Source organism: Frateuria sp. Soil773, assembly GCF_001428405.1.
Taxonomy (GTDB): domain Bacteria; phylum Pseudomonadota; class Gammaproteobacteria; order Xanthomonadales; family Rhodanobacteraceae; genus LMSL01.
The window spans coordinates 415,534-439,820 of sequence record NZ_LMSL01000041.1; the positions used below are offsets into that span (position 1 = coordinate 415,534).

25 protein-coding genes and 1 riboswitch are annotated in these 24,287 nt (G+C 69.8%); of the genes, 3 read left to right on the plus strand and 22 right to left on the minus strand.

Going from position 1 to position 24,287, the window contains the following annotated elements; all coding sequences use genetic code 11:
- Positions 1 to 40: 40 nt before the first annotated feature.
- The 11 genes from ASG87_RS17680 to thiL all read right to left on the minus strand — a co-directional run bounded on the left by ASG87_RS17680 (position 41) and on the right by thiL (position 11,825).
- Positions 41 to 1,297, minus strand: a complete 1,257-nt coding sequence (locus ASG87_RS17680) for an ABC transporter permease (RefSeq protein ID WP_056008299.1) — start codon at positions 1,295 to 1,297, stop codon at positions 41 to 43.
- 103 nt (positions 1,298 to 1,400) lie between these two features.
- Positions 1,401 to 2,717: an ABC transporter permease gene (locus ASG87_RS17685; RefSeq protein ID WP_056008303.1), complete on the minus strand. Its 1,317-nt coding sequence runs from the start codon at positions 2,715 to 2,717 to the stop codon at positions 1,401 to 1,403.
- A 104-nt stretch (positions 2,718 to 2,821) separates the two neighbouring features.
- Positions 2,822 to 4,060: an FtsX-like permease family protein gene (locus ASG87_RS17690; RefSeq protein WP_082583059.1), complete on the minus strand. Its 1,239-nt coding sequence runs from the start codon at positions 4,058 to 4,060 to the stop codon at positions 2,822 to 2,824.
- Positions 4,061 to 4,065: 5 nt separating this feature from the next.
- Positions 4,066 to 5,379, minus strand: a complete 1,314-nt coding sequence (locus ASG87_RS17695) for an ABC transporter permease (RefSeq protein WP_056008306.1) — start codon at positions 5,377 to 5,379, stop codon at positions 4,066 to 4,068.
- Between the two features lie 180 nt (positions 5,380 to 5,559).
- Positions 5,560 to 6,279 (minus strand): ABC transporter ATP-binding protein, encoded by a 720-nt coding sequence (locus ASG87_RS17700; RefSeq protein ID WP_056008309.1) that lies wholly within the window; start codon positions 6,277 to 6,279, stop codon positions 5,560 to 5,562.
- 148 nt (positions 6,280 to 6,427) lie between these two features.
- The gene (locus ASG87_RS17705) at positions 6,428 to 7,699 is read right to left on the minus strand and encodes an efflux RND transporter periplasmic adaptor subunit (protein WP_056008312.1); all 1,272 of its coding nucleotides are present in this window, start codon (positions 7,697 to 7,699) and stop codon (positions 6,428 to 6,430) included.
- Positions 7,700 to 7,874: 175 nt separating this feature from the next.
- Positions 7,875 to 8,456 (minus strand): hypothetical protein, encoded by a 582-nt coding sequence (locus ASG87_RS17710; protein WP_157511147.1) that lies wholly within the window; start codon positions 8,454 to 8,456, stop codon positions 7,875 to 7,877.
- Positions 8,457 to 8,554: 98 nt separating this feature from the next.
- A complete protein-coding gene (locus tag ASG87_RS17715; protein ID WP_235499694.1) occupies positions 8,555 to 8,731 on the minus strand; it encodes a hemin uptake protein HemP in 177 nt (58 codons plus the stop codon).
- Between the two features lie 485 nt (positions 8,732 to 9,216).
- The gene (locus ASG87_RS17720) at positions 9,217 to 10,185 is read right to left on the minus strand and encodes an aldo/keto reductase (protein WP_056008319.1); all 969 of its coding nucleotides are present in this window, start codon (positions 10,183 to 10,185) and stop codon (positions 9,217 to 9,219) included.
- Positions 10,186 to 10,344: 159 nt separating this feature from the next.
- The gene (locus ASG87_RS17725) at positions 10,345 to 10,845 is read right to left on the minus strand and encodes a phosphatidylglycerophosphatase A (protein WP_056008322.1); all 501 of its coding nucleotides are present in this window, start codon (positions 10,843 to 10,845) and stop codon (positions 10,345 to 10,347) included.
- Positions 10,842 to 11,825, minus strand: coding sequence for a thiamine-phosphate kinase (thiL, locus tag ASG87_RS17730; protein ID WP_056008325.1), 984 nt, complete (start codon positions 11,823 to 11,825; stop codon positions 10,842 to 10,844). Before thiL ends, ASG87_RS17725 begins: the two co-directional genes overlap by 4 nt.
- Before the next feature lie 166 nt (positions 11,826 to 11,991).
- Between thiL and ASG87_RS17735 the strand changes: the two genes are divergently transcribed.
- Positions 11,992 to 12,459, plus strand: coding sequence for a nuclear transport factor 2 family protein (locus ASG87_RS17735; protein ID WP_056008330.1), 468 nt, complete (start codon positions 11,992 to 11,994; stop codon positions 12,457 to 12,459).
- A 142-nt stretch (positions 12,460 to 12,601) separates the two neighbouring features.
- On the opposite strand, the gene ASG87_RS17740 is transcribed toward ASG87_RS17735, so the two are convergent.
- From ASG87_RS17740 to ASG87_RS17770, 7 genes are all read right to left on the minus strand, one after another.
- Positions 12,602 to 13,147, minus strand: a complete 546-nt coding sequence (locus ASG87_RS17740) for a GNAT family N-acetyltransferase (RefSeq protein ID WP_082583060.1) — start codon at positions 13,145 to 13,147, stop codon at positions 12,602 to 12,604.
- Entirely contained in the window at positions 13,144 to 13,581 is a 438-nt protein-coding gene (gene nusB / locus ASG87_RS17745; protein ID WP_056008331.1) for a transcription antitermination factor NusB, read from the minus strand. Before nusB ends, ASG87_RS17740 begins: the two co-directional genes overlap by 4 nt.
- Entirely contained in the window at positions 13,581 to 14,042 is a 462-nt protein-coding gene (gene ribE, locus ASG87_RS17750; RefSeq protein WP_056008334.1) for a 6,7-dimethyl-8-ribityllumazine synthase, read from the minus strand. Before ribE ends, nusB begins: the two co-directional genes overlap by 1 nt.
- A 111-nt stretch (positions 14,043 to 14,153) precedes the next feature.
- A complete protein-coding gene (ldcA, locus tag ASG87_RS17755; RefSeq protein ID WP_056008337.1) occupies positions 14,154 to 15,128 on the minus strand; it encodes a muramoyltetrapeptide carboxypeptidase in 975 nt (324 codons plus the stop codon).
- Between the two features lie 167 nt (positions 15,129 to 15,295).
- Positions 15,296 to 16,387: a bifunctional 3,4-dihydroxy-2-butanone-4-phosphate synthase/GTP cyclohydrolase II gene (ribBA, locus tag ASG87_RS17760; protein ID WP_056008339.1), complete on the minus strand. Its 1,092-nt coding sequence runs from the start codon at positions 16,385 to 16,387 to the stop codon at positions 15,296 to 15,298.
- Positions 16,388 to 16,548: 161 nt separating this feature from the next.
- Positions 16,549 to 17,190, minus strand: a complete 642-nt coding sequence (locus tag ASG87_RS17765; protein ID WP_056008342.1) for a riboflavin synthase — start codon at positions 17,188 to 17,190, stop codon at positions 16,549 to 16,551.
- Positions 17,191 to 17,322: 132 nt separating this feature from the next.
- Positions 17,323 to 17,497: riboswitch (FMN riboswitch) on the minus strand.
- Positions 17,498 to 17,608: 111 nt separating this feature from the next.
- On the minus strand, positions 17,609 to 18,520 hold the full coding sequence (locus ASG87_RS17770) for a LysR family transcriptional regulator (RefSeq protein WP_056008345.1): 912 nt from the start codon (positions 18,518 to 18,520) through the stop codon (positions 17,609 to 17,611).
- Positions 18,521 to 18,609: 89 nt separating this feature from the next.
- Here ASG87_RS17770 and ASG87_RS17775 point away from each other — a divergent pair, with 89 nt between their 5' ends.
- Both ASG87_RS17775 and ASG87_RS17780 read left to right on the plus strand, forming a co-directional pair.
- Positions 18,610 to 19,620 carry an NAD(P)-dependent alcohol dehydrogenase gene (locus ASG87_RS17775; RefSeq protein ID WP_056008348.1) on the plus strand — a complete coding sequence of 337 codons (1,011 nt, stop codon included), beginning with the start codon at positions 18,610 to 18,612 and terminating at the stop codon, positions 19,618 to 19,620.
- 36 nt (positions 19,621 to 19,656) lie between these two features.
- Positions 19,657 to 20,517, plus strand: a complete 861-nt coding sequence (locus ASG87_RS17780) for an N-acyl homoserine lactonase family protein (protein ID WP_082583061.1) — start codon at positions 19,657 to 19,659, stop codon at positions 20,515 to 20,517.
- 325 nt (positions 20,518 to 20,842) lie between these two features.
- On the opposite strand, the gene tnpA is transcribed toward ASG87_RS17780, so the two are convergent.
- The 4 genes from tnpA to nrdR form a co-directional block, all read right to left on the minus strand.
- A complete protein-coding gene (gene tnpA, locus ASG87_RS17785; RefSeq protein ID WP_056008353.1) occupies positions 20,843 to 21,274 on the minus strand; it encodes an IS200/IS605 family transposase in 432 nt (143 codons plus the stop codon).
- Between the two features lie 160 nt (positions 21,275 to 21,434).
- Positions 21,435 to 22,436 carry a Gfo/Idh/MocA family oxidoreductase gene (locus tag ASG87_RS17790; RefSeq protein WP_056008356.1) on the minus strand — a complete coding sequence of 334 codons (1,002 nt, stop codon included), beginning with the start codon at positions 22,434 to 22,436 and terminating at the stop codon, positions 21,435 to 21,437.
- A gap of 76 nt (positions 22,437 to 22,512) precedes the next feature.
- A complete protein-coding gene (gene ribD, locus ASG87_RS17795) occupies positions 22,513 to 23,586 on the minus strand; it encodes a bifunctional diaminohydroxyphosphoribosylaminopyrimidine deaminase/5-amino-6-(5-phosphoribosylamino)uracil reductase RibD (RefSeq protein WP_056009112.1) in 1,074 nt (357 codons plus the stop codon).
- Positions 23,587 to 23,676: 90 nt separating this feature from the next.
- Positions 23,677 to 24,198 carry a transcriptional regulator NrdR gene (gene nrdR, locus ASG87_RS17800; RefSeq protein WP_056008359.1) on the minus strand — a complete coding sequence of 174 codons (522 nt, stop codon included), beginning with the start codon at positions 24,196 to 24,198 and terminating at the stop codon, positions 23,677 to 23,679.
- Positions 24,199 to 24,287 lie beyond the last annotated feature (89 nt).

The window sequence follows — 24,287 nt, forward strand, 5'->3', positions numbered from 1 at the left end:
GAAGCCTCGGGTCGTGGAAAACGCGCGGCGCGCGGGCCGGTCACGCCGCCCGCGTCGCCACCACCGGCGGCACGTTGGAGGCGCGCCGCGCCGGCACGAACACCGCGCACTGGCCCAGCGCCAGCACCGCCACCACGCCGATCAGCGCGTAGAACACCGGCAGCCGGTCCATCTCGTAGCGGCTCATCAGCCACATGTTCAGGCCGACCGCCATGACGATGCCGATCACCGCGCCGGCGCCGGCGATCAGCAGATTCTCCATCTGGAAGTAATGCAGGATGTCGATCCGCCGCGCGCCCAGGGCGCGGCGCACGCCGATCTGCCGGTGCCGCTGGCCGACCCAGAAGCTGGTGAGGCCCACGATGCCGGCGGCGGTGACGCCGATCAGGATCAGGCAGATCACGCCCATCAGCACCGCCATGCCCACGTCGGCGCGATAGGCCTTGGCGCGGATGTCGGTGAACGGGCGGACGCTGTCGTCGTCGAGCACGCGCAGCCGGTTCACCTGGTACAGCGCGGGTGCCGTCGCCTTCATCGCCGCCTCGAGCTGGCCCGGCTTGGCGCGCACCGCGACGCGCGTGAAGTTGGCGTCCAGCCGGACCGGGACCAGGGTGGCGTGCCAGGCAAAGTTGTCGCCCCAGCCGACGGCCGGTGTCTGCATGCGCGCCACCACGCCCACGATGGTGCTGGGCGAACTGCTGCCATCGACGTAGATCGTCTTCCCCACCGCGTCGCCCTTCGGATACAGCTTGTCCGCCAGCGCCTGGGTGACGATCACCACCGGATACGTGAACTGCTCGCGGAACCCGTGGTTCTGCACGTCCGCTGCGTTGAAATTGCGGCCCGCCACCAGGCGCAGGCCCAGGGTGGGCAGCACCTGCTCGTCGGTGAAGTAGTACGCCGTGCGCACGTTGCTGCCCCTGTCGGTGAAATTGGTGCCCGGCTTGGTCGAAAGCGCGCCGGCCCAGGTGGAGTTGAGCAGCGAGAGCGAGTTGATCGGCGCCGCCGAAGCCACGCCGGGCAGGCTGCGCAGCGTGGCGAGATCCTCCTTCAGCATGGCGTCGAGCTTGGCCACGCCGTCGGGCGTGTCGGCGCTGGGCGCGCCCACCCATTGCTGGCTGACCACGAACAGGTTGCCCTCGTCCAGCCCCGTGGGCCGGCCCACCCGCTCGACGCGCTGGCCGATGATGAAGATCGCATTGCACACGATCGCCAGGGTCAGTGCGATCTGCAACGCGATCAGCACCACGCCCGCCTTGTGCTTTCGCAATGCCGCGATCATGGGATGCAGTTTCATGGTGGAATCCTCTCTGCTCGTCATTCCGGCGAACGCCGGAATCCGTTGCCTTGGCTGTAGTTGAGAGTCGCTGGCCGCCGGCCTTCGCCGGGGCGACGACCGGCTAGTTCGATTTCAGCTGCCACGCGGGCTGCACCCGCGAGGCACGGTAGGTGGGGTACAGGCCGGCCAGCATCGTGGCGACCACGGCCACCAGCATGGTCAGCACCAGCAGCGAGACATCGAGCCGGGCCAGGTCCGCGATGTCCTTCGGCATGACCCAGCCCACGCTGGCCACGCCGGTGCAGGTGAGCAGCAGGCCCAGCACGCCGCCGGCCGCGCCGACGATGCCGGCCTCGGTGAGGAACTGCATGTAAATCGCCGCACGCGGCGCGCCGAGCGCGCGACGCACGCCGATCTCGGCGCTGCGGCGCAGGAACTTCGCCAGCAGCAGGCCGATGGTGTTGACCAGGCACACCAGCAGCAGGCCCAGCGCCACCAGCAGCGAGACCTTGGTGTCGCTCGGCACCACGTGCTGGTTGTCCAGCCAGTCCGGCAGGTTGCGCAGGCGGTTGTTCGGCGCCCAGCTGAAACGGCCGGCCTGCTGCTGTTCGCGCGCATAGCCCTGCAGGTAGTCGCGGTAGGTCTTCGCCGCCGCCGCGTCGTCCAGTTCGGCCATGTAGGCGATCCACACGCACTCCGAATGCTGCAGGCCGACGAAGCCCGATTCCTTCGGCGTGGCATTGCAGTTGGTGTTGCCGTCGTTCGGGATGCCGGCCTGGATGGCGGTCAGGAACGGCACGAACACGTCCTCGCTGCCGCTGTCGAAGCCACCCGAGTTCACCACGTCGTAGAAGCGCGGCTGCGGGTTCCAGTCGTCCAGCACGCCCACCACGCGATAGCTGCCGCCCTCGATGCTGAGGTTCTGGCCCACGCTGTCGACGCCGCCGAACAGCTTCTGGTTGAGCTTGCCGCTGATCACCGCCACCTGGGCGCGATTGGCATCATCGGCCGCGCTCCAGCCGCTGCCGTACAGGAACGGCGTCTCCAGCATCGGGAAGAACTCGCCGAACACCGCGTGGCCGCTGACGTTGATCGGGTGCTTGCTCGCGTCGGCGGGCACGATGGAGGGCGAGATCTGGTACATCGCCGACTGCCGCTTCGCGCGGTGGTCGCGCATCAGCGTCGTGGCGTCGGCATAGCTCATCGCATTCGGCGGCTCGGCGCCGGCATCGCGGCCCTGCGGCCCCCAGTTGTCGATCTGCGGCACGAACAGCTTCGACGACTTCCACGGGATCGGGTCGCCCGACACCGCGCGGAACACCGACCACGAGGTCATCGAGGCGGCCACGCCGAAGCCGATCGCCAGCACCATCAGCGCGGTAAGGCCGGGGCTGCGCTTGAGGCTGCGCACGGCAAGATCGAGGTAATAGCCGAACATGGTGAGTCCTTGGGAAAGGGGATTCGGGATTCGGGATTTGGAAAAGCCTGGGGCTCGCTGCATCGCTGCTTTTCACGAATCCCCAATCCCCAATCCCGGTTGATTCACACGCTCCGCGTCGCCTCCACCGGCGACACGCGCGAGGCGCGCAGCGCCGGGGCCAGCACCGCGCCCTGGCCGAGCAGCAACAGCGCGACCACGCCGGCCACCACGTAGGCCAGCGACAGCCGCGCCATTTCGAACTGGGCCACCATCCACAGGTTGATGCCGACCGCCAGCACCGCGCCGATCAGCACGCCGCCGATGCCGATCAACAGGTTCTCGGTGAGGAAGTGGCCGAGGATGTCGCCGCGCGTCGCGCCCAGCGCGCGGCGCACGCCGATCTGCTTGCGCCGCTGGCCGACCCAGAAGCTGGTCAGCCCGACGATGCCGGCGGCGGTGATCGCCAGCAGCACCACGCTGATGATGCCCATCAGGATCGCCATGCCCACGTCGCGTTCGTAGGCGCGACGGCGCACCTGGGCGAAGCTCATCACGCCGTCCTTCGCGTTGATGATGCGCATGCGGCTCTGCGCGTACAGGGCCTTCGGCGCGTCGCGCATGGCGGCGGCAAGCTGGCCGGGCCGCGCGCGCACCAGGTAGTAGGTGTAGTCGTTCAGCAGCCGCGCCGGGATCAGCACGGCGTTGTACGCGTACGGATTGGCCCAGCTACCGGTCATGTGCGCCTGTAGCGTGTCGGTGATGCCGATCACGGTGGAAGGCGTGCGCCCCATCGACACGTAGATGGTCTTGCCCAGCGCCGAACCCTGCGGAAACAGCCGCTCTGCCAGCGCCTTGCTGATGATCACCTGCGCCGAATGCAGCGCGTCGCGCGGCTGCTGCGCGCCGATTTCGCCGGCGGTGAAATTGCGTCCGGCGACCAGGCGGGTGCCCAGCGCCGCCAGGGTGCGCTCGTCGGCGAAGAAGATCGCCGCGTCGGTGGTCATCTTGACCTGGTCCGGCTGCAGCTTGATGAAGTTGTCCCAGCCGGTGCCGCGCAGCGGGAAGCTGTTGGTGGACGACGCCTCCTGCACGCTGCCGAGCTGGCGCAGCGCGATCAGGTCCGCCTGCATCTGCGCGTCGATCCGCCGCGGGTCGGACTTGTCGGCCCAGTCGCTGCGGATCACGAACAGGTCGGTTTCCTCCACGCCGCTGGGCCGCGACACCCGGGCCGTGCGTTGCTGGATGATGAACAGCGCGTTGCAGACGATCGCCAGGGTCAGCGCGATCTGCAGCGCGATCAGCACGGTGCCGGCCTTGTGGTGGCGCATCGCGGCGAGGATGGGTTTGATCTGCATCGTCATCGCCCTCAGTTGCTCTTCAGCTGCCAGGCCGGCTGTACCCTGGCGGCGCGCCAGGTGGGATAGAACGCGGCCAGCACGGTAGCCACGATCGCCACCAGCAGGGTCGTCGCCACCAGCGAAAGATCCAGGTGCGCGAGCCGGGCGATCTCCGGCTCGAACAGCAGGCCGACGCCGAACATGCCCAGCGCGGTCAGCAACAGGCCCAGCACGCCGCCGGCCAGGCCCACCGTTCCCGCCTCGACCAGGAACTGGTGGTAGATCTCGAGCCGCGGCGCCCCCAGCGCGCGGCGCACGCCGATCTCGGCGGCGCGGCGCATGAACTTGGCCAGCAGCAGGCCGATGGTGTTGACCAGGCAGATCACGAAGAAGCCCAGCGCCACCATCAGCGAGATGCGGCTTTCCGGCGGCACCACCCGCATGTGGTCCAGCCAGTCGTTGACGTCGCGCAGGCGCACGTTCGGCGCCCAATGGAAGCGGCCGGCGCGCTGCTGCTCGGCGGCGTAGTTGGTCAGGAACTCGCGATAACCTTTCGCGGCGGCCGGGTCGGGCAGTTCCACCCACATCGGCACCCACACGCATTCGCCGTGCAGCCAGGCGTCGCGGCCGACGCCGAAATCCGCGTTGCTGCCGCAGTTGTTGCGGCCGGCGGTGTCCATCTGCACGTCGACCGCGCGGGCGAACGGCAGGTACAACTGCACCGGGTCCCCGAATGCGTTGCCGCTGAACAGGTCGAAGAAGCGCGGCTTCGGGTCCCAGTGAGCGGCCACGCCGACGATGCGGTAGGTGTGCCGGTCCATGGTGATCTCGCGGCCCACGCTGTCCGCGCCGCCGAAAAGCTGCTGGTTGAGCTCGTGGCTGATCACCGCCACCGCGGCGCGCCCTGCGTCGTCGCTCGCATGCCAGCCGCCGCCGTACTCGAACGGCACGTCGAACATGCCGAAGAAATCCGCGTTGGTGGCATAGCCGTTGGCGATGAACGGCAGGCTCTGGTTGCCCTCGGGCAGCACCGACGGCGCCACGTTGTAGAACAGCGTCTGGTGCGCGGCCTTGCCTGCCGCGACCAGGGCGGTGGCGTCGGTATAGGTGAGCGCCTCCGGCGGCTCGCCGTTGTCGTTGTACTGCGGCCCGCGATTGTCGATCAGTACCGTGTAGAGCTGCGCGGACTTGCCGGGAATCGGGTCGCCCGACACCGCGCGGAACACCGACCAGGTGATCATCGACGCAGCCACGCCAAAACCCACCGCCATCACCATCAGGGCGGTCAGCATGGGGCTGCGCCGGAGACTGCGCAGGCCGAGTTGGAGGTAATAAGCGAACATCGTGGATTCCGTTGGTTGTCGCGCCCTCCCGTCTGCACGGGAAGGCGCCCGCCGCGTTCGTCCCGCCTGTCCCGAAGGGAGCCCTTCGGCCGCCGGGGGAGTCCGGAAAGAGGCGCCCTTGCCGCGAGCGGCGCCCCGTTCCCCGGCCCCCTGCGCACAGGAGGCGCGATGCGGTCGACCTCAGCCGTGGGCCTGGTCGGCGGCGGCGTGCGCGGCGTGGAAGCGCGGATCCTCCGACAGGTCCACCACCTGGCCGTCGATGATGTGCACGTTGCGCTGCGCGCGCGCGGCCAGCTCCGGATCGTGGGTGACCATCACGATGGTGGCGCCCTCGCGATGGATCTCTTCCAGCAGCTCCATCACGCCGCGGGCCATCTGGGTGTCCAGGTTGCCGGTCGGTTCGTCCGCCAGCAGGAGGCGCGGCGAGCCGGCCAGCGCGCGCGCGATGGCGACGCGCTGCTGCTGGCCGCCGGACAGCTCGGCCGGATAGTGCTTGGCGCGCGAGGCCAGGCCGACGCGCTCCAGCGCCTCCATGATGCGTTGCTTGCGCTCGGCCGACTTCATGCCGCGGTAGCGCAGCGGCACCTCGACGTTGTCGAACACGTTGAGGTCGGGGATCAGGTTGAACGCCTGGAAGATGAAGCCGATCTTCTCGTTGCGGATCTTCGAGCGGGCGTTGTCGTCGAGCTTGCTCACCTCCACGCCGTCGAGGTGGTACTCGCCGCCGGTGAAGGTTTCCAGCAGGCCGGCGATGGTGAGGAAGGTGGTCTTGCCGGAGCCGGACGGGCCGGTGACGGCGACGAACTCGCCCTCCTTCACGTTGATGTTGAAATCGCGCAGCGCGTAGGTCTCCACCACTTCGGTGCGGTAGACCTTGGACAGGTGGGTCATCTTCAGCATGGAGGGTTTCCTCGTTCGTCTTGTGCGGTGGACTGTGGTTCGGAGGTTTCGGCTTTGATCGGGAAGGAATGGGAAGCGGTGAACGGGGAAAGGAAGGATCGAGAGCTCGTGTGCCCGAATCCGCCCTATTCCCTGTCCCCGTTCCCGGCTATCGGCTGATAGCCACCTTCGCCGCGTTCTTGAAGCTGTCGGTGCCGGAGATCACGATCTTGTCGCCTTCCTTCAGGCCGTCGAGGATCTCCACCTTGTCGATGCTGCTGGCACCGACGCGGATCGGGTGCTTCTCGGCGATGCCGTCGTGCACGAGGTAGGCGTAGCTGCCGCCGGACTCGTCGACGAACGAGCCGCGCTGCACGGTCAGCACGTTGTCGCGCTTGTCGAGAAGGATGCGCACGGACAGGCGCTGGTTCTGGCGCAACTGCTTGGGCGTGTCGCCCTCGAAGCGCAGCCGCGCGGCCACCTCGCCATTGACCACCTCGGGCGAGATCGCGCTGACCAGGCCCTTCCAGGTCTTGCCGTTGCCGGTGATCTCGCCGCCCATGCCGATGCCCAGGTCACGCGCGAAGCTTTCCGGCACCTTCATCTCCACTTCCAGCGCGGACAGGTCGATCACGCTGAGCAACTGGGCGTCCTTCGCCACGGTGGCGCGCTCGGCGATGAACAACTGGCCGACCTGGCCGTCCACCGGCGACTTCACGTTGAGGTCGTCGACTTGGCGCTGCAGGTCCTGCACCAGCAGCACCTGGCGCTCGTGCGCGAGCTTCTTCGACTGGATGTCGAAGTTGAGGCTGTCGTTGTCCATGCCCAGGTCGGCCTTGGCATGCATGGTGGTGATCTTGGCCTTCTGCAGGGTGTCCTTGGATCGGTCCACGTCCATGCCCGGCACCGCGCCCTTGGCGAAAGCCTTTTCGTTGCGGTCGAGGTCGCGCTCGGCGGCCTGCTGGTCGATCAGCGCGTTGTCGTAGGCCTTCTGCAGCTCGCCGCGCTTCTTGCGGGCGTCGATCTGCGCGCGCTGGTATTCCACTTCCATCGCGTCGGCGTTGGACTGCTCCTGCGCCAGCTTGTTGGTCAGCTCGGGGCTGACGATGGTAGCCAGCACCTGGCCCTTCTTCACCGTGTCGCCGGCGTGCACCTGCAGGGTCACCGCGCCGCCGGAGGTGGCGTACAGGGTGGGGCTGACCGCGGCGACCACCTTGCCCTCGGCGGCGATGTCGCGCACGAACGGCCCGCGCTCGACCGTGCCGAACGAAAGCCGCGAGGCGCTCACCGAGGCTTCGGCGGAGAACAGCCGCATCGCGCCGGGCAGGACGATGGCGAGCACGGCGAGTACGGCGACGCCGCCGCCGATCAGCAGCAGTCGGCGCCGGGGGCTGGATTTGACCTCGACCAGGCGGTCTTGAGCGGAAGTGTCACGGATCATTGGCTGTCCCTGGGCCGCGGACAGTGCGGCCATGCACAGCGTTCTGCAATCGCCGTGCCAGCTCCGGATCAGCCGATCAAGTCTTTCTATATCAGATAGTTGCCAGACACTCTCTGGCGACGGGCATTGTCCGCGGACACTCGGGCGGACAGGCGGACAAGCCGCCGGACAGCCCTCAGCCGCACGCCGGCACGGCGTCCAGCGCGACCGCCTCGGAACGCGCGATGTCCTGCGCGAGCCGGCGGCCGATCGGCGAGATCCGCGGCGCCCCGGCGCAGCCGAACGCGCTCAACCCGGCCAGGCGGCGATGGGAGAAGCACAGCAGCCTGGCCCGCATGGCGTGGAAGCGCGCACGCCGCTCGCGCAGCGCCGGCGCGGGGCACGGGGTGCCATCGCCCAGCAGGGCATCCCAGGCGAGGTAGTCGGTGTCCGGCAGCAGGTAGAGGCGCGCCAGCGTCTCGCCGCGCGCGTCGCGGCATTCGATCCATTCGCGCGGCCCTTCCGCGGTGACCGTGCTGGCCGCGTGCAGCCAGTGGGTATGCAGCAGCGGGGTCAGGTCCATGCTTTCCGCAAGCACGCCCGCCGCCGGCACCGCCTCCGCGGCGCCCTCGCCCTCCCGCCGCGCCAGGTAGAGCACGCTGCCCAGCGACGGCAGTCGCTGCGCCAGCCCCTGCGGCGACATGCGCAGCCAGCGGACGCTGGCGGGAACGCTGCGCATGCGGTCGCATACGCCGAATGTGGCAAGCCAGCCGAACACGGTCACCTCCTTGCAGGGAGTGGGGCCTGGCTGGCCGCTGGACGACGGCGCTGGCGACGGCGGGGGACGAGGTCGATCCGGCCGGTGGCCGGCGCGGTTCACTTGGTGAGGATCAGTTTGTCGTTGCGGGTGAGCCGCAGGTGGTATTCGCCGCCCTGGTGCTGGATCACCAGTTCGCGCGCGCCTTCGAGCAGCGACTGGCTCGAGATGCGGCGCACGTCCGCCGGCGCGGATGCGAGGCGATGACGGGGGAGCGGGGCGACGGGATGCGGCATGGAAAGGATGCTGATCGACATGGGTGGCTCCGGCATGGATGGCGATCAAATGATAATAATTCTCATTTGTATGTCAACCACCCTCTTGTTGCCCGGGTTCACACATCCGGTACGTGCCTGGCATGCGCGCCGGGACTCGCCATGGTGGGGATGCATGGAGTCGCGGGAGTAGCCGGAAGCCTGGAGCCAACCTGATTTCCCACGGGATCCGCTGGACTCGATACCCCCGCGCCCATAGGCCCTGGATCACGGCCTTCGCTGGGATGGCGTGTCATGGAGGAGCTTGGCGATCGTGGACGGTTCTCTGCGCCTGTCCACGATCCATCACCGCCGCCTCGTCATTCCTGCGAGGCGCCTTTCAACAGCCGGATGGCCGGTCATCCAGTGACTTGATGCTTCGAAACTCAACGACGCCGGATCCCAGCCCGTTGAAAGCCGCTGGGACGACGCTTCGACGGGAGATGCCTGGAGATCGCGAACAGGCGCTAGGCGAGCGCCTGCTCGATCCGCTGCCGCACCGACGCATCGATGCGCGGCAGGCATTCCAGGGCATCCAGGTTCTGTTCGAGCTGCTCGCGCCGGCTGGCGCCGAGCATCACGGTCGAGACGTGCGGGTTGAGCAGGCACCAGGCGATCGCCAATTGCGCCATCGATGCGCCCAGTTCCTCGGCGATGGGCTGCAGCCGGGCGACCCGGGCGAGGCGGTCGTCGCCCTGCCCCAGCACGTGCTCGCGCAGCCATTCGTAGCCCGGCTGGGCCAGCCGCGCATCCGCCGGAACGCCGTCCCGGTACTTGCCGCTGAGCAGGCCCGAGGCCAGCGGCGACCAGATCGTGGTGCCCATGCCGTAGGCCTCGTACAGCGGCGCGTACTCCACTTCCACCCGCGCGCGGTGCAGCAGGTTGTACTGCGGCTGCTCCATCGCGGGCGCGTACATGCGGTTCTCGCGGGCGATCCGGTGCGCTTCGTGGATGGCCTCGGCCGGCCATTCGCTGGTGCCCCAGTACAGCACCTTGCCCTGGCGCACCAGCGTGTCCATCGCCGCCACGGTCTCTGCGACCGGCGTGTCCGGGTCCGGGCGATGGCAGAAGTAGAGGTCGAGGTACTCCACCCGCAGCCGCCGCAGCGCCTGGTGGCAGGCTTCGATCACGTGCTTGCGCGACAGCCCGCGCTGGGTCGGCAGCGGATGCTCGACCGCGCCGAAGAACACCTTGCTCGACACGCAATAGCTGTCTCGCGGGAAGCGCAGGTCGGCCAGCACGTCGCCCATCAGTTGTTCGGCCACGCCGTCGTTGTAGGTCTCGGCGTTGTCGAAGAAGTTCACCCCGCGGTCGTGCGCCAGCGCGAGCAGGTCGCGCGCCAGCGAGCGCCCCACCTGCTTGCCGAAGGTGACCCATGCGCCGAACGACAGCGCGGACAACTGCAGGCCGGAGGTGCCGAGGCGACGGTATTGCATGGGGGGCTCCAGGTGGCGGGAACGACTCCGAAGCATGCCAACAGCACGGCCGGCGGTCCATCGGCGGCGAATGAAAACGCGCGCCATCGCACCGATGCGCGTCCCTGCCTCTATCGCAAAGCCATCGCCTACAGCCGAAGCGCGGAAACCGAGCCGCGTTCAGCGCAGCAGGTGCAGCCCCAGCGCCAGCAGCGCGGCGGCGAACGCGCCGGCCACCGCATCGTCCGCCATCACGCCCAGCCCGCCCTTGAGGTGCCGGTCCAGCCAGCGGATCGGCCACGGCTTCCACACGTCGAACAGGCGGAACAGCGCGAAGCCGGCGGCGACCGTCCACCACGGCGCCAGCAGCGCCGGCAGCAGGGCGATCCACTGGCCGACGAACTCGTCCCACACCAGGCTGCGGTGGTCGTCCACGCCCAGCGCGCGGCCGGCCCTGTCGCAGGCCCATACGCCCACCGCGAAACCCGCCGCGATCGCCAGCAGGTACAGCGGCAGCGGCAGTTGCCGCAGCAGCAGCCACGGCAGCAGCGCGGCCAGCGAACCGAAGGTGCCCTGCGCCACCGGCGCGAGGCCGGAGCCCAGGCCGCAGGCGAGCCAGCCGGCCAGGGAAGACGTCAGCACGCGCCGCTGCGCGCCGGTGAGGGTTTTCTTGTCGCTCATGCGGCGAAATGATCCCAGCCTTGCCGCGCCGGTTCCAGCCATGCGCCGTCCGCGCCGCGCACGCGCACGCCGCTGCCGTCGACGATCCGGCCGATCCGCGTGGCGCCGCAGCCGAGGCGCGCCAGGTCGGCCTGCACCTCGGCCACGCGCGCGGCGGGCACGGTGAAGCACAGTTCGTAGTCGTCGCCGCCGCTCAGCGCGAAATCGCGCGCGCCGTCGTCGTCGAACAGGCCGAGCAAGGCCGGCGAACGCGGCAGCAGTGCGCTGTCGATCTCGGCGCCCACGCCGCTCTCCGCGCAGAGGTGGCCCAGGTCGGCGAGCAGGCCGTCGGAGACGTCCAGGCAGGCGCTGGCGCGCTCCCGCAAGGCCATGCCGGCGGCGAGCCGTGGCTCCGGGCGGTTCAGGCGCTCGACCAGGTAATCGCGGCGCGGATCGCCCGCCGGGATGCCTGCGCCGGATTGCAGCAGACGCAGGCCGGCGGCGGCGTCGCCCAGCGTGCCGGTCACCAGCACCGCGTCACCGGCCTTCGCCCCGGCGCGGCGCAGTGCCTTGCCGGGCGGCACGAAGCCGTGCACGGCCACGCTGACGGCGAGCGGCCCGCGCGTGGTGTCGCCGCCCACCAGCGCCAGCCGGTGCGGCTGCGCCAGGCGCTCGAAGCCCTCGGCGAAGCCGTCGACGAAGGCCTGCGCCGCCTCGGCCGACGCGGGCCGCGGCAGGGTCAGCGCCAGCAGCGCCCAGGCCGGGCTCGCGCCCATCGCGGCCAGGTCGGACAGGTTCACCGCCAGCGCCTTCCAGCCGATGTCGGCCGGGGATGTGTCGCGCGGGAAGTGCACACCCTCGACCAGGGTGTCGATCGCCACCGCCAGTTCCTGCCCCTCGGGCACGGCGAGCAGCGCCGCATCGTCGCCGATGCCCAGGCGTACGTCGTCGCGGCCCTGGGCGGTGCGTTCGCGGATGCGGTCGATCAGTCGGAATTCCATGACGGCCCGATGGGAAAAACTGCGCGAAGCAGACCATCCGGCGCCCGCGCGCGCAAGCGCCAGGCTGAACGGTGGCCGCCGCGCACCCGGGCCATCAGTCATGGCTGCGGGCCTCTCCGGTGCCTGCCTAGAATCGACTACCCTGGGCCTTCCACCGGAGCACGCCATGCACGCACGCCCCCGACTGCCGTCGCGGTTCGCCTTCGCCGCCGCCATCGCCCTGTTCGGCGCCGGTGCAAGCCACGCCGCCACCCCGGAAGAGAAGGCCGTGCTGGCGCCGTTCCAGCAGCTGCTGGACGGGCTCGGCAAGCGCGACCACGACATGATGCGCGCGGCCCTGCTGCCCGGCGGGATGGTCACGCTCAAGCGCGGCGAAAAGATCGCCCAGTTGCACTTCGACGCCTTCATCGCCCACATTCCCACCACCGGCAGCGAACGACTGGCCGAACGCATCCACGATCCGCTGGTGCGCATCGACGACGACATCGCCATCATCTGGACGCCGTACGAGTTCCTCATCGACGGCAAGGTCGACCACTGCGGCACGGACATCGCGCACCTGGTCAAGCGCGACGGCAAGTGGCTGGTGGCGGGGATCGCGGACAACCAGCACGCGAGCTGCCCCGGGAAGTGAGCGGACCGGAGTGAGCGGGACCGAAGCGATCGGCCGCGGCGCGGGGCGAACGACCATCCGCCCAGGCAACAAAAAAGCCTTGCTCGCGCAAGGCTTTTTCGATCCGGCCCCCTCCGCTCGAGCCGGCCAAGCCGGGCTCCGCTCAGCGCCGGTAAACCCCGATCGGCGCGTCGTGATACACGGTGTCGGCCCACTTGCTGAATCCGGCCTTCTCCGCCACGCGTATCGACGGTGCGTTCTCCGGCGCGATAATGCACACGGCCCGCAGTTGCGGGATGTGCTCCCGCGCCCACGCAGTGGCCGCGGCCACCGCCTCGGTCGCGTAGCCCTTGCCGTGCGCCCACGGCGAGAGCACCCAGCCGAATTCCGCCATGCCGCGCAGCGAGGGATCGATGTCGCGGCGAAGATCGGCATGGCCCACGTCGCCGACGTAGCGGCCGCCGGACTTTTCCTCCACGGCCCAGTAGCCGTAGCCGAGCATCGCCCACAACCCGAGGGAGCGCAGCATGCGATCCCACGCCTGCTCGGCGGTCTGCGGCTTGCCGCCGATGAAACGGGTGACGTCAGGGTGCGACCAGGTGGCGTAGCAATCGCCATGGTCGGCCTCGCGGTGCGCGCGCAGGCGCAGGCGATCGGTCTCGAGCACCGGCACCAGCGCAGCGAAACGCCCCGCCAGCGCGGGGTTCACCCCTTCTTCTCCGGCGCACGCAACTGCGCGGCGAGCTTGTCGAGCACGCCGTTGACGTAGCTGTGGCCGTGGTCGGCGCCGAAGCGCTTGGTGACCTCGATCGCCTCGTTGATGATCACGCGGTACGGCACGTCGGGGCGGAATTTCAGCTCGTAGGCCGCTAGGCGCAGCGCGGCGCGCTCGATCGGGTCGATCTGCCCCACCTCGCGGTCCACGTAGGGCTTGAGCGCCGCGTCGAGTTCCTCGACGTGGCGCGCCACGCCGTGCAGCAGGTCCTCGAAGTACTCCAGGTCGGCCACTTCCATGTCCTGCTCGTGGCGGAACTGGTCGATCACCGCGTTCATGTGGCTGCCGCTCATCTGCCACGCATACAGCGCCTGCAGGGCGCGGCGGCGGGCGCGCGAGCGCGCGGCCAGGTCGATGCCCTGCGTCATCACAGCTTCCCGTACAGGTTGACCATCTCCAGCGCGGCCATCGCCGCGTCGGCGCCCTTGTTGCCCGCCTTGGTGCCCGAGCGCTCGATCGCCTGCTCGATGCTGTCGGTGGTCAGCACGCCGAACGCCACCGGCACGCCGGAGGCATAGGCGGCCTGGGCCAGGCCCTTGGCGCATTCGCCGGCCACGTAGTCGAAGTGCGGAGTGGAACCGCGGATCACCGCGCCCAGCGCGATCACCGCCGCGTACTTGCCGGAATCGGCCAGCTTGCGCGCGGCCAGCGCGATCTCCCACGCGCCCGGAACGCGGACCAGCTCGATCGCCTCGTCCTTCACGCCATGGCGCACCAGCGCGTCGCGCGCGCCGGCCACCAGCGGCTCGACGACGAAGCCGTTGAAACGGCCGGCGACGATGGCAAAACGCCCCTTGGGCGTGGCGAAATCGCCTTCGATGATCTTCATGGCAGTGCTTCCTTTGATGGACCGCCGGCCCATGCGAGCCTGCTATTTTACGGGTTTGCGCCACGCCCTGCTCGGGCCTGCCCGCCAGGACGGAAGGGCGGCGGGAGCCGGCTATCCCGCCCCTGCCGCTCCCGGCGCGCGATGGGGGACGGGGAACGGCAGGTGCGGATAGCCGCCGAAATCGAGCCGGGCCTGGCCGTCCGCCGCCCGCAGCCGCGCCGGCGCGCCGAACGGCAGGGTGAACTTGTCCGGCTCGTGGCCGAACGGCAGGCCGCCGACGACCGGGACGCCGGCCACGCGGCGCAGTTGCGCGAAGCCTTCCGCGAGGCCGTAGCCGTTGTCGTAGGCGCTGGGCCTGCACTGGCTGAAATGCCCCAGCAGCAGCGCGCGCTGGCGCCCGAGCACGCCGGACAGGTGCAACTGGTACAGCAGCCGCTCGATCCGGAACGGCGGCTCGCCGACGTCCTCGACGAACAGGATGCCGCCGTCGATGCCGGGAAAATACGGCGTGCCGAGCAGGCTGCACAGCACCGCCAGGTTGCCGCCCCACAGCGGCCCCTCGACGTCGAGCGCGGCGTCCGGCCCGCCGCCGTCGCGGGTGGTCCACGCCGCGCTGGACCGCGCCGCGCCCAGCGTGTCCCAGAAATGCCGCAGGGTGGCTTCGTCCGGCGTCTGCGCGCCGAAATCCGCCCCCAGCATCGGTCCGCCGAAGGTGACCAGGCCGCTGTGCGCGTACAGCGCCATCTGCAGCGCGGTGAAGTCGCTGTGGCCGACCAGGGCGGTCGAGGTGCCGGCCAGCCGTTCGCGCAGTGCACCGTAGTCCAGGTGTTCCAGCAGGCGCGTGGCGCCGTAGCCGCCGCGCACCGCCAGCGCGATGTCGGGCAGCGTGTCCGCGATGGCGAGCCGGTTGATGTCGCCCGCGCGCTCCGCGTCGCTGCCGGCGTAGCGCAGCTCGACGCGGTCGAGCACCTCCAACCCTTCCAGCCGGCAGCCGGCCTCGCGCAGCCGCGCCACGCCGCGCGCCATCGCGGCGCGGTCGTGCGGATAGCCGGAAGGGGCGATCAGGCGGATGCGGATGGACGGCATGGCGACGGCATCGGTGCGAATCGAGTGTGCATCGTAGAACAGCTTTAGGAGGCGGGTGCCCTTCGACTCCGGCCCTACGGGCCTACGCTCAGGGCGAACGGTTCTTCCAACGTTCGCCCTGAGCGTAGCCGCGCAGCGGCGAAGTCGGAGGGCTTTCCAGCCGCCCGCTAGACGTATTCGACCACCTCCAGGTCGAAGCCGGCCAGGCCGACCAGCTTGCGCGGCGTGCCCAGCACGCGCAGCCGGCGCACGTGCAGGTCGGCGAGCATCTGCGCACCGAGGCCGAGCTGGCGCCATTCCTGCTGCTGCGCCTCCTCCGGCGCCTGCTGCACCGGCTGGCGGCCGAGCCGGCGCAGCAGCGCGTCGGGCGTGTCCTCGCCGGACAGCACCAGCAGCACGCCGCGGCCCTCGTCGGCGATCCGCCGCAGCGCGGCGGTGACGGTGAGGCCGAGGTCGTCGCGCTTCAGGTGCAGCACGTCGGACAGCGTATTGCGCACGTGCACGCGGGTGAGCACCGGCGCGCCGTCGTCGACGTCGCCGCGCACCAGCGCATAGTGCAGGCCGTGGCGGATCGCGTCGCGGTAGGCCACCAGCCGGAACGGGCCGAACTCGGTATCGACCTGCTCCTCGTGCACGCGCTGCACGGTCTTCTCGGTTTCCAGGCGATAGCGGATCAGGTCGGCGATCGTGCCGATCTTCAGGCCGTGCTTGTGCGCGAACGCCTCCAGCTCCGGACGGCGCGCCATCGAGCCGTCCTCGTGCAGCACCTCGATCAGCACCGCCGCCGGCTCCAGCCCGGCCAGCGCGGCGAGATCGCAGCCGGCCTCGGTATGGCCGGCGCGGGTGAGCACGCCGCCCGGCTGCGCGGTGAGCGGAAAGATGTGGCCGGGCTGGGAGAGATCCTCCGGCCTGGCGTCGCTCTTCACCGCCACCTGGATGGTGCGCGCGCGGTCGTGCGCGGAGATGCCGGTGGTGACGCCCTCGGCCGCCTCGATCGAGACGGTGAAGTTGGTGTGGTACGGCGAGGTGTTGTCGCTGACCATGGGCTTGAGGCCGAGCTGGCGCGTGCGCTGCTCGGTGAGCGTGAGGCACAGCAGGCCGCGCGCCTCGCGCACCATGAAGTTGACGTCTTCCGGCCGCACCATCTGCGCGGCCATCACGATGTCGCCTTCGTTCTCGCGGTCCTCGTCGTCGAGGATCACCACCATGCGGCCGGCGCGGATGTCTTCGAGGATTTCGGGGATGGAATTGAATGCCATTGGAGTTTCCGGGATTCGGGATTCGGGATTCGGGATTCGGGATTCGGGAAAGGCTCGTCATTCCAGCGAAAGCTGGAATCCAGTGCCTCCGCTCTCGAATCAGGCAACGGAAAGGCGAAAGTCGCTGGATTCCAGCTTTCGCTGGAATGACGGTGTGTGGGTCAGGCAAAGCCGTGCTGCCTCAGGAACGCCTCGTCCAGCGCCGGCGCGTCGCCGCTGCCGACCAGCCGTTCCACGTAGCGGGCGATCACGTCCACCTCTATGTTCACCGCGTCGCCGACGCGGCGCGCATGGAACGCGGTGTGCGCGACCGTGTGCGGGATCAGGTTGACGCCGAAGCGGTGCCCGGCGACTTCGTTGACGGTGAGGCTGGTGCCGTCGATGCAGACCGAGCCTTTCGCGGCGATGTAGCGCGAAAGCGCGGCCGGCACATCGAAGGTCCAGCGCTGCGAGCGGCCGTCCGGCACGATCGACGCCACCTTGCCGAGGCCGTCGACGTGGCCGGACACCAGATGGCCGCCGAGCCGGTCGGCCAGCCGCAGCGCCTTTTCCAGGTTCACCGGGTCGCCCGGCTTGAGCCTGCCCAGCGTGGTCAGCGACAGCGTCTCGTTGGAGACGTCGGCGCTGAAGCCCTGCGGCTCCAGCGTCACCGCCGTGAGGCACACCCCGGAAACGGCGATCGAGTCGCCCAGTTGCACGTCGGCAAGGTCGAGGCCGGCCGTATCGACGGCCAGCCGCACGTCGCCGCCGCGCGGTTCGAGCCGCACGACGCGGCCCACGGCCTGGATGATCCCGGTGAACATCAGCGCACCTCCCGGCGGGAGGCGGCAGGCGAAACAGAAACGATGGCAGGCATGAAACGTTCTCCGCATCGAAAAGCAAGCGAGAACGCCCCAAGGCATGAGGCAGACGCACGGCATCGCTGCCGTCCGCCTAGCCGTCTTCTTTCATCCGGACTGTGGGCCGCCCCGGCGAACCGGGACAGCGTGGACCGTCGGCTCCGGCATCGGACCGGATCTGCTGACCTCCCGATGCTGCCGGGAGCGCTCGCGGGCTCGTTCCGAGGAACCTACCGCCGGTGGGGAATTCCGCCCCGCCCTGAAGACGTCGTGGTTGTCTGCCGGTGGAACCGGCCGCGCAAGTCTAGCACTCCATGCTCCAGCACCCCATGCCTGGCACCCCATGCCCCGGCACCCCGCGTTCCAGCCCCATCGTGCCCGCTCAGGCCCGCGCCAGCGTCTCGGCCAGGTAGTCGATCAGGTGCCGCAGCGCCGGCGTGCGGTCCGCGCCGGGCAGCCACAGCAGGTGGATCGGGAAGGACGGCAATTGCCAGTCCGGGAACAGGTCGACCAGCCGCCCCTCGGCGACCAGGCCATCAGCCATGTAGTCGCCTTGCAGGCCCACGCCCACGCCGGCCAGCACCGCGTCGCGGATGGCCTGCGAATCGTTGCAGACCAGTACCGGGTCGATGCGCACCGCGCGGCGCTGGCGCTGCCGGCTGAACGACCACAGCGTGCCGCGGCGGTAGCCGCTGAAGGCGATGCAGCGGTGCGCCTTGAGATCGGCCGGGTCGCGCAGCGGCGGCGCCGCGGCCAGGTAATCGGGCGAGGCGCAGGGGAATACGCGCATCGTGCCCGCCCGGCGCGCCACCAGTTGCACGTCGGCCAGCCGCCCCAGGCGCACGGCCAGGTCCACCTTGCCGGCCACCATGTCCACGTAGGCGTCGTCGTAGACCGCCTCGATGCGCACCCCGGGATGCTCGCGCATGAAGCCGGCCAGCATCGGCGCCATCAGGTAGCGGCCGAAGCTGGCCGGCAGGTGCACGCACAGGCGGCCGGCCAGTTCGCCGTCGGGCGGGCGCAGATCGGCGGCCAGCTCGGCCATCACCGTCTCCATGCGCTGCCATTGCGCCAGCAGTTGCTCGCCGCGCGCGGTGAGCGCCATGCGCCGCGTGGTGCGCAGGAACAGCCGCGCGCCCACGGCTTCTTCCAGCGTGGCGATGCGCCGGCTCAGCACCGATGCCGTGCAACCGACCTCCAGCGCCGCACGCGAGAAGTTGAGCCGCCGCGCAGCGGCGGCGAAAGCGCGCAGTTCGCGCAGGCGGGCGGGCGTGAGGTCGAATGATTCATTCATTGGGTGAATAAAAGATCGCCTATTCCTGTGGATTATCGCAAGCCGCCGGCGGCGGGACCCTATCCGCATTCCCACCACGGAGTCGTACCATGCGCGCCATCCAGCTTTCCGCCTTCGGCCTCGATCACCTGCAGCAGGTCGACCTGCCCGCCCCGCGCCCCGGCCCGAACGAGGTGCTGGTGCGGGTGGAGGCCGCCTCGCTCAACTTCCGCGACTGGATGCTGGTCGACGGCCAGCTTTACCGCGGCGTGTCGCTGCCCATCGTGCCGGTGTCCGACGGCGCGGGAACGGTGGCGGAGGTCGGCGCGGCGGTCACCCGCTTCAAGCCCGGCGACCGCGTCACCACGTTCTACAAGTCGCGCTGGATCGCCGGCGCGATGCGGCCGGAATGGGAAGGCGCCGAGATCGGCGGCCCCGAGCCCGGCGTGATGCGCGAGCTGGCCTGCTTCGACCAGTACTCGCTGGCGCGTGCACCCAGCCACCTGACCAGCCTCCAGGCCGCCACGTTGCCGATCGCCTCGCTCACCGCCTGGCAGGCGCTGGAACTGGCCGGCATCACCACCGGCCAGACCGTGCTGCTGCTCGGCACCGGCGGGGTCTCCCTGTTCGCGCTGCAATTCGCCAAATTGCGCGGCGCGAAGGCCATCGTGGTGTCTTCCAGTGACGACAAGCTGGCGCGCGCGAAGGCGCTGGGCGCCGACGTCGGCATCAACTACACGGAGCACCCGCAGTGGGGTGCGCTGGTGCGCGAGGCCAGCGGCGGCGCGGGCGTGGACGCGGTGATCGAGACCATCGGCGCGGCCACCCTGCCGCAATCGCTGGACGCGGTGCGCATGCACGGCTTCATCGGCGTGCTCGGCTGGATCGGCGGAATGGACGCCACCCTGCCGCTGTCCAAGGTGGTACTGAAGCGCGTGCGGGTGCAGGGCATTTCGGTCGCCCCGCTGGAAGAACACGAGCGGATGGTCGCGGCCATCGAGGCCACGCGCCTGGAACCGGTGATCGACCGCGCCTACGGCTTCGGCCAGTTGCGCGAAGCCTTCGAGCAGCTCGTCGCCGGGCGCCACTTCGGCAAGCTCGCCGTCGATTTTTCGGTTTGAGCCGCGCCCGCTCTTTCCCGTCTCGAGGAACCACCCATGCGCCCCGTACCCCGTTCCAGCCATGCCATGCCCAGCTTGCTGGCCGTGCTGCTGCTCTGCCTCGCCTCCCTGGCCCGCGGCGCCGACGCATCGCCCGACATCCGCCTGTACGCGCTCGATTGCGGGCGCATCGAGCTGAGCGACATGCGCATGTTCGACGACAGCGGCGCGCTGGACGGCAAGCCCGGCACGATGTCCGTGCCATGCTTCCTCATCCGCCATCCCAAGGGCCTGCTGCTGTGGGACACCGGCCTGGGCGACTCGCTGGCCGGCGGGCCCGGCGTGGACTTCCACCCGGGCGTGCACGGCAGCGTGCGCACCACCCTCGCCAGCCAGCTCGCAACGCTCGGCATCGAGCCTGCCGACATCGACTACCTGGCCTTCTCGCACTGGCACCTGGACCACACAGGGAACGCCAACCTGTTCGGCCATGCCACCTGGATCCTGCAACGCAGGGAGCTGGCCGCCGCGACCGGGCCCACGCCGCCGCCGTTCGAGGCACTGACGCCGGTCGTCGCCTACCGCTCGGCGAAGCTGCGCATGATCGACGGCGATGCGGACGTCTTCGGCGACGGCAGCGTGCGCCTGCTGTCGATGCCGGGCCATACGCCGGGCCACCAGGTACTGGAGCTGCGGCTGCCGCAGGCCGGCGCGGTCCTGCTCAGCGGCGACCTCTACCATTCGCGCGAGAACCGCCGCCTGCGCCGCGTGCCGCGCGTCAATGTCGATCGCGCCGCCACGCTCGCCTCGATGGACCGCTTCGAGGCCCTCGCCAGGCGCGACCATGCCCGCGTGGTCATCCAGCACGACCCGCGCGACATCGCCCTGCTGCCGCGCTTCCCGGCCTACCTGCACTGATCCGTCCGCACCGCTGCGCCGCCTGCACGGCGGCCCTCGGAGCCTGTTCAGAGTCTTCCTGCCGGACTGGAATCCGCCACGCTCCCCGCTCGTTACTCCTGCGGCTTTCAACGGCCGCAGGGCCGGTCAAGTTGGGATCCAATGTCGTTGGGCCTTCGANNNNAACAACCACTGGATTCCTGCTTGACCGGCCCTGCAGCCGTTGAAAGCCGCAGGAGTAAATATCCCCCGGCAAAGCCGGGGGCTTTAACTTGTGAGCCGCTCAAAGCGGCTTGGCGGGGTCGCTAACGCGGCCCCTCGTTTTGTGCCACCTATGCGATGGTTCCTAGCTCAACAGATTCAACGGCTCCAGTCGGCGATCCTCGAGCTCATGCTCCCGGATGTACTCTCGTATCAACCCTTCATCCCTGCCCACTGTCGATACGAAGTACCCACGCGCCCAGAACCTCTGGCCCGCATAGTTGCGCTTGCGCTCCCCATACACCCGCGCAATGTGGATCGCACTCTTCCCCTTGATGTACCCCACCACCTGCGACACCGAATACTTCGGTGGGATCGAAATCAGCATGTGCACGTGATCACTCGTGATGTGGCCTTCCTCGATCCGGCTTTCCTTGTAATGCGCCAATCGTCGAAATACCTCCGGCAAGTGGTTCCTCAACCCCTTGTAAAGGCTCTTCTTTCGATACTTCGGAATGAACACCACATGGTATTTGCACTCCCATTTGGTGTGACTTAGGCTCTCCGCTTCGTCCATCGCGACTCTCCTCTCGTGTGCTTGGCGGCTCACGTAGGGAGTTTTCGCGATGGACTCCCGTAAATGTCAAACCGGTTCATCCTCCCCGGCAAAGCCGGGGGTTTCTTGTTTCACAATGACGAGGAGGCGGTTGGATCGACGGGTAGACCGTGAATGGCCTTTACGGCCTGCCGCGGTAGCCGCGCAGCACCTGGTCCATCACCCAACTGGTGCGCGCGCCGCTGCGCCCGGTGGAGGGGCACGCGCCGGCCTGTCCGGTCAGCTCGGCCACGATGGTTTCGATCAGCGGCTGCTGGATGTGCGCCGGGTTGTCGACGTGGAATTCCTGCACGCCCTGGGTGTTCTCCAGCCGGATCGGGCCGTCGCCGAAGGTGGCGAACGACAGCCGGCCGCGGTCGCCGACGATTTCCACGCTGTCGTGGCGCTGCCAGCTGCCGAAGTTCCACAGGCCGGTGCCGAGCATGCCGTTGCCGAAGGCGAACGACACCGCCACGCAGTCCTCGGCCGGGTACGCGCCGAGCTGGTTGGCGGCCTGGCCGCCGGCGGAAACGATCGGGCCGAACAGCCAGTCGAGGATGTCCAGCGTGTGGCAGCCCAGGTCCATGAAGAGGCCGCCGCCGGCGAGTTCCGGCCGCACGCGCCAGGGCCGGTCTGCCGGGTTCTCGTAGCGCGGCTGGTGCGGCTGGTGCAGCACTGCGTGCACCGTGCGCGGCGTACCGATCGCCCCGGCGTCGAACAGCAGTTCGCGCACCTTGCCGAAGCGCGGTAGCGCGCGCCGGTAGTAGGCCACGAACACCGGCACCCTGGCCGCCTCGCCGGCGCGCACGATCCGCTCGCATTCGGCGGCATCCATCGCCATCGGCTTTTCCACGTACACGGGCTTGCCCGCGGCTATGCCCATCAGGGCGTACTGCATGTGCGTCGAGGGCGGCGTGGCGATGTAGACCGCATCCACGGTCGGGTCCGCGACCAGCGCCGCGGCATCGTCGTACCACCGCGGCACGCCGTGGCGCTGCGCGTAGTCGCGCGCCTTGGCGCCGTCGCGGCGCATCACCGCGGCCAGCGAGGAACCCGGCACCAGACCGAAGGCCGGGCCGCTCTTGACCTCGGTGACGGCACCGCAGCCGATGATGCCCCAGCGGACGGCGTGCAATCGGCCCATGTCGCCTCGATCTCCTCAGCCGTTGGATGGTGGCCGCAGGCGCTCGCCCGCCGCCTCCGGATGCCGCCGCCGCGCCCTACCGCGGACGCAGCAGCAGGCGCGTGTCCTCGCCGAGCTGGCGGCGGTCGACGACGTGCAGCCGCCAGCGTGCAGCCATGTCCGCCAGCGGCGGCAGCTCCAGCAGCGGTCGCGCCGCGCTGCCGAGCAGGACCGGCGCGACGTAGAGCAGCAGTTCGTCTGCCAGCCCCTGCGCGAACAGTTCGCCGCACAGGCGCGGGCCGGCTTCGACATGCAGCTCGCCGACCTCCCGGGCCGCCAGTTGCGCGAGCACCGCGGCCAGGTCCGGCCTGCCGTCGGCCCCGGCCGGCGCCTCGCCGAAAACGGCGCCTCGCGCGGCCAGCGCCTCGCGCGCGTCGCCGCGCACGCCCGGCAGGCCGATCAGCAGCACGGGCGACCCGTCGTCGAACAGCGCGGCGCCCGCCGGCGTGCGCAGGCGGCTGTCCAGCACCACGCGCAGCGGCGCCTCGAACGGCACGTCCTGCGGCAGCCGCACGGTAAGCCGCGGATCGTCCGCCAGCACCGTGCCGATGCCGGTGAGGATCGCCGAGCTGCGCGCGCGCCAGCGCTGCACGTCGGCGCGCGCGGCCTCGCCGGTGATCCATTTCGACGCGCCGTCGGCCAGCGCGGTGCGGCCGTCCAGGCTCATCGCCAGCTTCAGCCGCACCCACGGCCGGCCGCGCTCGATCCGGCTGAAGAAGCCGACGTTGAGTTCGCGCGCCGCCTCGCGCAGCAGGCCGGCATCCACCGCAATACCCGCTGCGCGGAGCCTGCCGATGCCGCGCCCGGCCACCTGCGGGAACGGATCTTCCGCCGCGACCACCACGCGGGCGACCCCGGCGGCGACCAGCGCGTCCGCGCACGGCGGCGTGCGCCCATGGTGCGCGCACGGCTCCAGCGTGACGTAGGCGGTCGCGCCGCGCGCCGCCGCGCCGGCCTCGCGCAAGGCGAACACCTCGGCATGCGGCCCGCCGGCGCGCCGGTGGAACCCCGCGCCGACGACCCGCTCGCCGTGCGCGATCACGCAGCCTACGCGCGGATTGGGCCGGGTGGTGTACAGGCCGCGCTCGGCCAGGCGCAGCGCGTGCGCCATGTGCGCGTGGTCGAGCGCGCTGAAGGTCGGGTCGGGCGTGGGCATGCGGCCATTCTCGCAGAAGCCGCCGGCGCGGGACGAACCGCCGGCTCAGCCTTTCCGGCCGCGCCGGGCGATGCTCTCGCCGAGCAGCGACAACTGCAGGCTGTCGAGCCCGGGCAGGTCGCGCTCGAGCTTCTCGATCTCCTCGCGGAACGCCTGCACGTCCTCGAACTTGCGGTAGACCGAGGCGAAGCGCACGTAGGCGACCTGGTCCAGCTTCTTCAGCTCGCGCATCACCAGCTCGCCGACCTGGCGCGAGGGGATCTCGCGCTCGCCGCTGCGGCGCAGGTCGTTGACGACCTCGCGTACCGCCGCATCCACGTCGTGGCTGGCCACCGGGCGCTTCTGCAGCGCGCGCTCGAAGCTCACCCGCAGCTTGCGCTCGTCGAACGTCTCGCGCCGCTCGCCGCTCTTCACGATCGCCGGCAATTTCAGCTCGGCGGTCTCGAAGGTGTTGAAGCGCTCCCCGCACTGCGGGCACTCCCGGCGACGGCGCACGGTGGCGCCGTCCTCGGCAAGCCGCGAATCGATCACGCGGGTGTCTTCGTGCTGGCAGAAGGGGCAGTGCATCGGTTACGGGATTTGGGATTCGAGATTAGGGATCCGGGAAAAACACAGGCTCGCGGGAACCCGGGCTCTTCCGAATCCCGAATCCCCAA

What these genes read in the sequence shown, in the direction of transcription:
- ASG87_RS17715 (WP_235499694.1), bottom strand. Translation starts at nt 8,731, where the DNA reads ATGCCGCATCCCGTCGCCCCGCTCCCCCGTCATCGCCTCGCATCCGCG.
- thiL (WP_056008325.1), bottom strand. Translation starts at nt 11,825, where the DNA reads ATGGAATTCCGACTGATCGACCGCATCCGCGAACGCACCGCCCAGGGC.
- ASG87_RS17705 (WP_056008312.1), bottom strand. Translation starts at nt 7,699, where the DNA reads ATGATCCGTGACACTTCCGCTCAAGACCGCCTGGTCGAGGTCAAATCC.
- ASG87_RS17770 (WP_056008345.1), bottom strand. Translation starts at nt 18,520, where the DNA reads ATGAATGAATCATTCGACCTCACGCCCGCCCGCCTGCGCGAACTGCGC.
- ASG87_RS17690 (WP_082583059.1), bottom strand. Translation starts at nt 4,060, where the DNA reads ATGACGATGCAGATCAAACCCATCCTCGCCGCGATGCGCCACCACAAG.
- ASG87_RS17685 (WP_056008303.1), bottom strand. Translation starts at nt 2,717, where the DNA reads ATGTTCGGCTATTACCTCGATCTTGCCGTGCGCAGCCTCAAGCGCAGC.
- nrdR (WP_056008359.1), bottom strand. Translation starts at nt 24,198, where the DNA reads ATGCACTGCCCCTTCTGCCAGCACGAAGACACCCGCGTGATCGATTCG.
- ASG87_RS17765 (WP_056008342.1), bottom strand. Translation starts at nt 17,190, where the DNA reads ATGTTCACCGGGATCATCCAGGCCGTGGGCCGCGTCGTGCGGCTCGAA.
- ASG87_RS17775 (WP_056008348.1), top strand. Translation starts at nt 18,610, where the DNA reads ATGCGCGCCATCCAGCTTTCCGCCTTCGGCCTCGATCACCTGCAGCAG.
- nusB (WP_056008331.1), bottom strand. Translation starts at nt 13,581, where the DNA reads ATGACGCAGGGCATCGACCTGGCCGCGCGCTCGCGCGCCCGCCGCCGC.
- ribD (WP_056009112.1), bottom strand. Translation starts at nt 23,586, where the DNA reads ATGGCGCACGCGCTGCGCCTGGCCGAGCGCGGCCTGTACACCACCCGG.
- ASG87_RS17700 (WP_056008309.1), bottom strand. Translation starts at nt 6,279, where the DNA reads ATGCTGAAGATGACCCACCTGTCCAAGGTCTACCGCACCGAAGTGGTG.
- tnpA (WP_056008353.1), bottom strand. Translation starts at nt 21,274, where the DNA reads ATGGACGAAGCGGAGAGCCTAAGTCACACCAAATGGGAGTGCAAATAC.
- ribBA (WP_056008339.1), bottom strand. Translation starts at nt 16,387, where the DNA reads ATGGCATTCAATTCCATCCCCGAAATCCTCGAAGACATCCGCGCCGGC.
- ribE (WP_056008334.1), bottom strand. Translation starts at nt 14,042, where the DNA reads ATGAAGATCATCGAAGGCGATTTCGCCACGCCCAAGGGGCGTTTTGCC.
- ASG87_RS17720 (WP_056008319.1), bottom strand. Translation starts at nt 10,185, where the DNA reads ATGCAATACCGTCGCCTCGGCACCTCCGGCCTGCAGTTGTCCGCGCTG.
- ASG87_RS17680 (WP_056008299.1), bottom strand. Translation starts at nt 1,297, where the DNA reads ATGAAACTGCATCCCATGATCGCGGCATTGCGAAAGCACAAGGCGGGC.
- ASG87_RS17790 (WP_056008356.1), bottom strand. Translation starts at nt 22,436, where the DNA reads ATGGGCCGATTGCACGCCGTCCGCTGGGGCATCATCGGCTGCGGTGCC.
- ASG87_RS17780 (WP_082583061.1), top strand. Translation starts at nt 19,657, where the DNA reads ATGCGCCCCGTACCCCGTTCCAGCCATGCCATGCCCAGCTTGCTGGCC.
- ASG87_RS17725 (WP_056008322.1), bottom strand. Translation starts at nt 10,845, where the DNA reads ATGAGCGACAAGAAAACCCTCACCGGCGCGCAGCGGCGCGTGCTGACG.
- ASG87_RS17695 (WP_056008306.1), bottom strand. Translation starts at nt 5,379, where the DNA reads ATGTTCGCTTATTACCTCCAACTCGGCCTGCGCAGTCTCCGGCGCAGC.
- ASG87_RS17735 (WP_056008330.1), top strand. Translation starts at nt 11,992, where the DNA reads ATGCACGCACGCCCCCGACTGCCGTCGCGGTTCGCCTTCGCCGCCGCC.
- ldcA (WP_056008337.1), bottom strand. Translation starts at nt 15,128, where the DNA reads ATGCCGTCCATCCGCATCCGCCTGATCGCCCCTTCCGGCTATCCGCAC.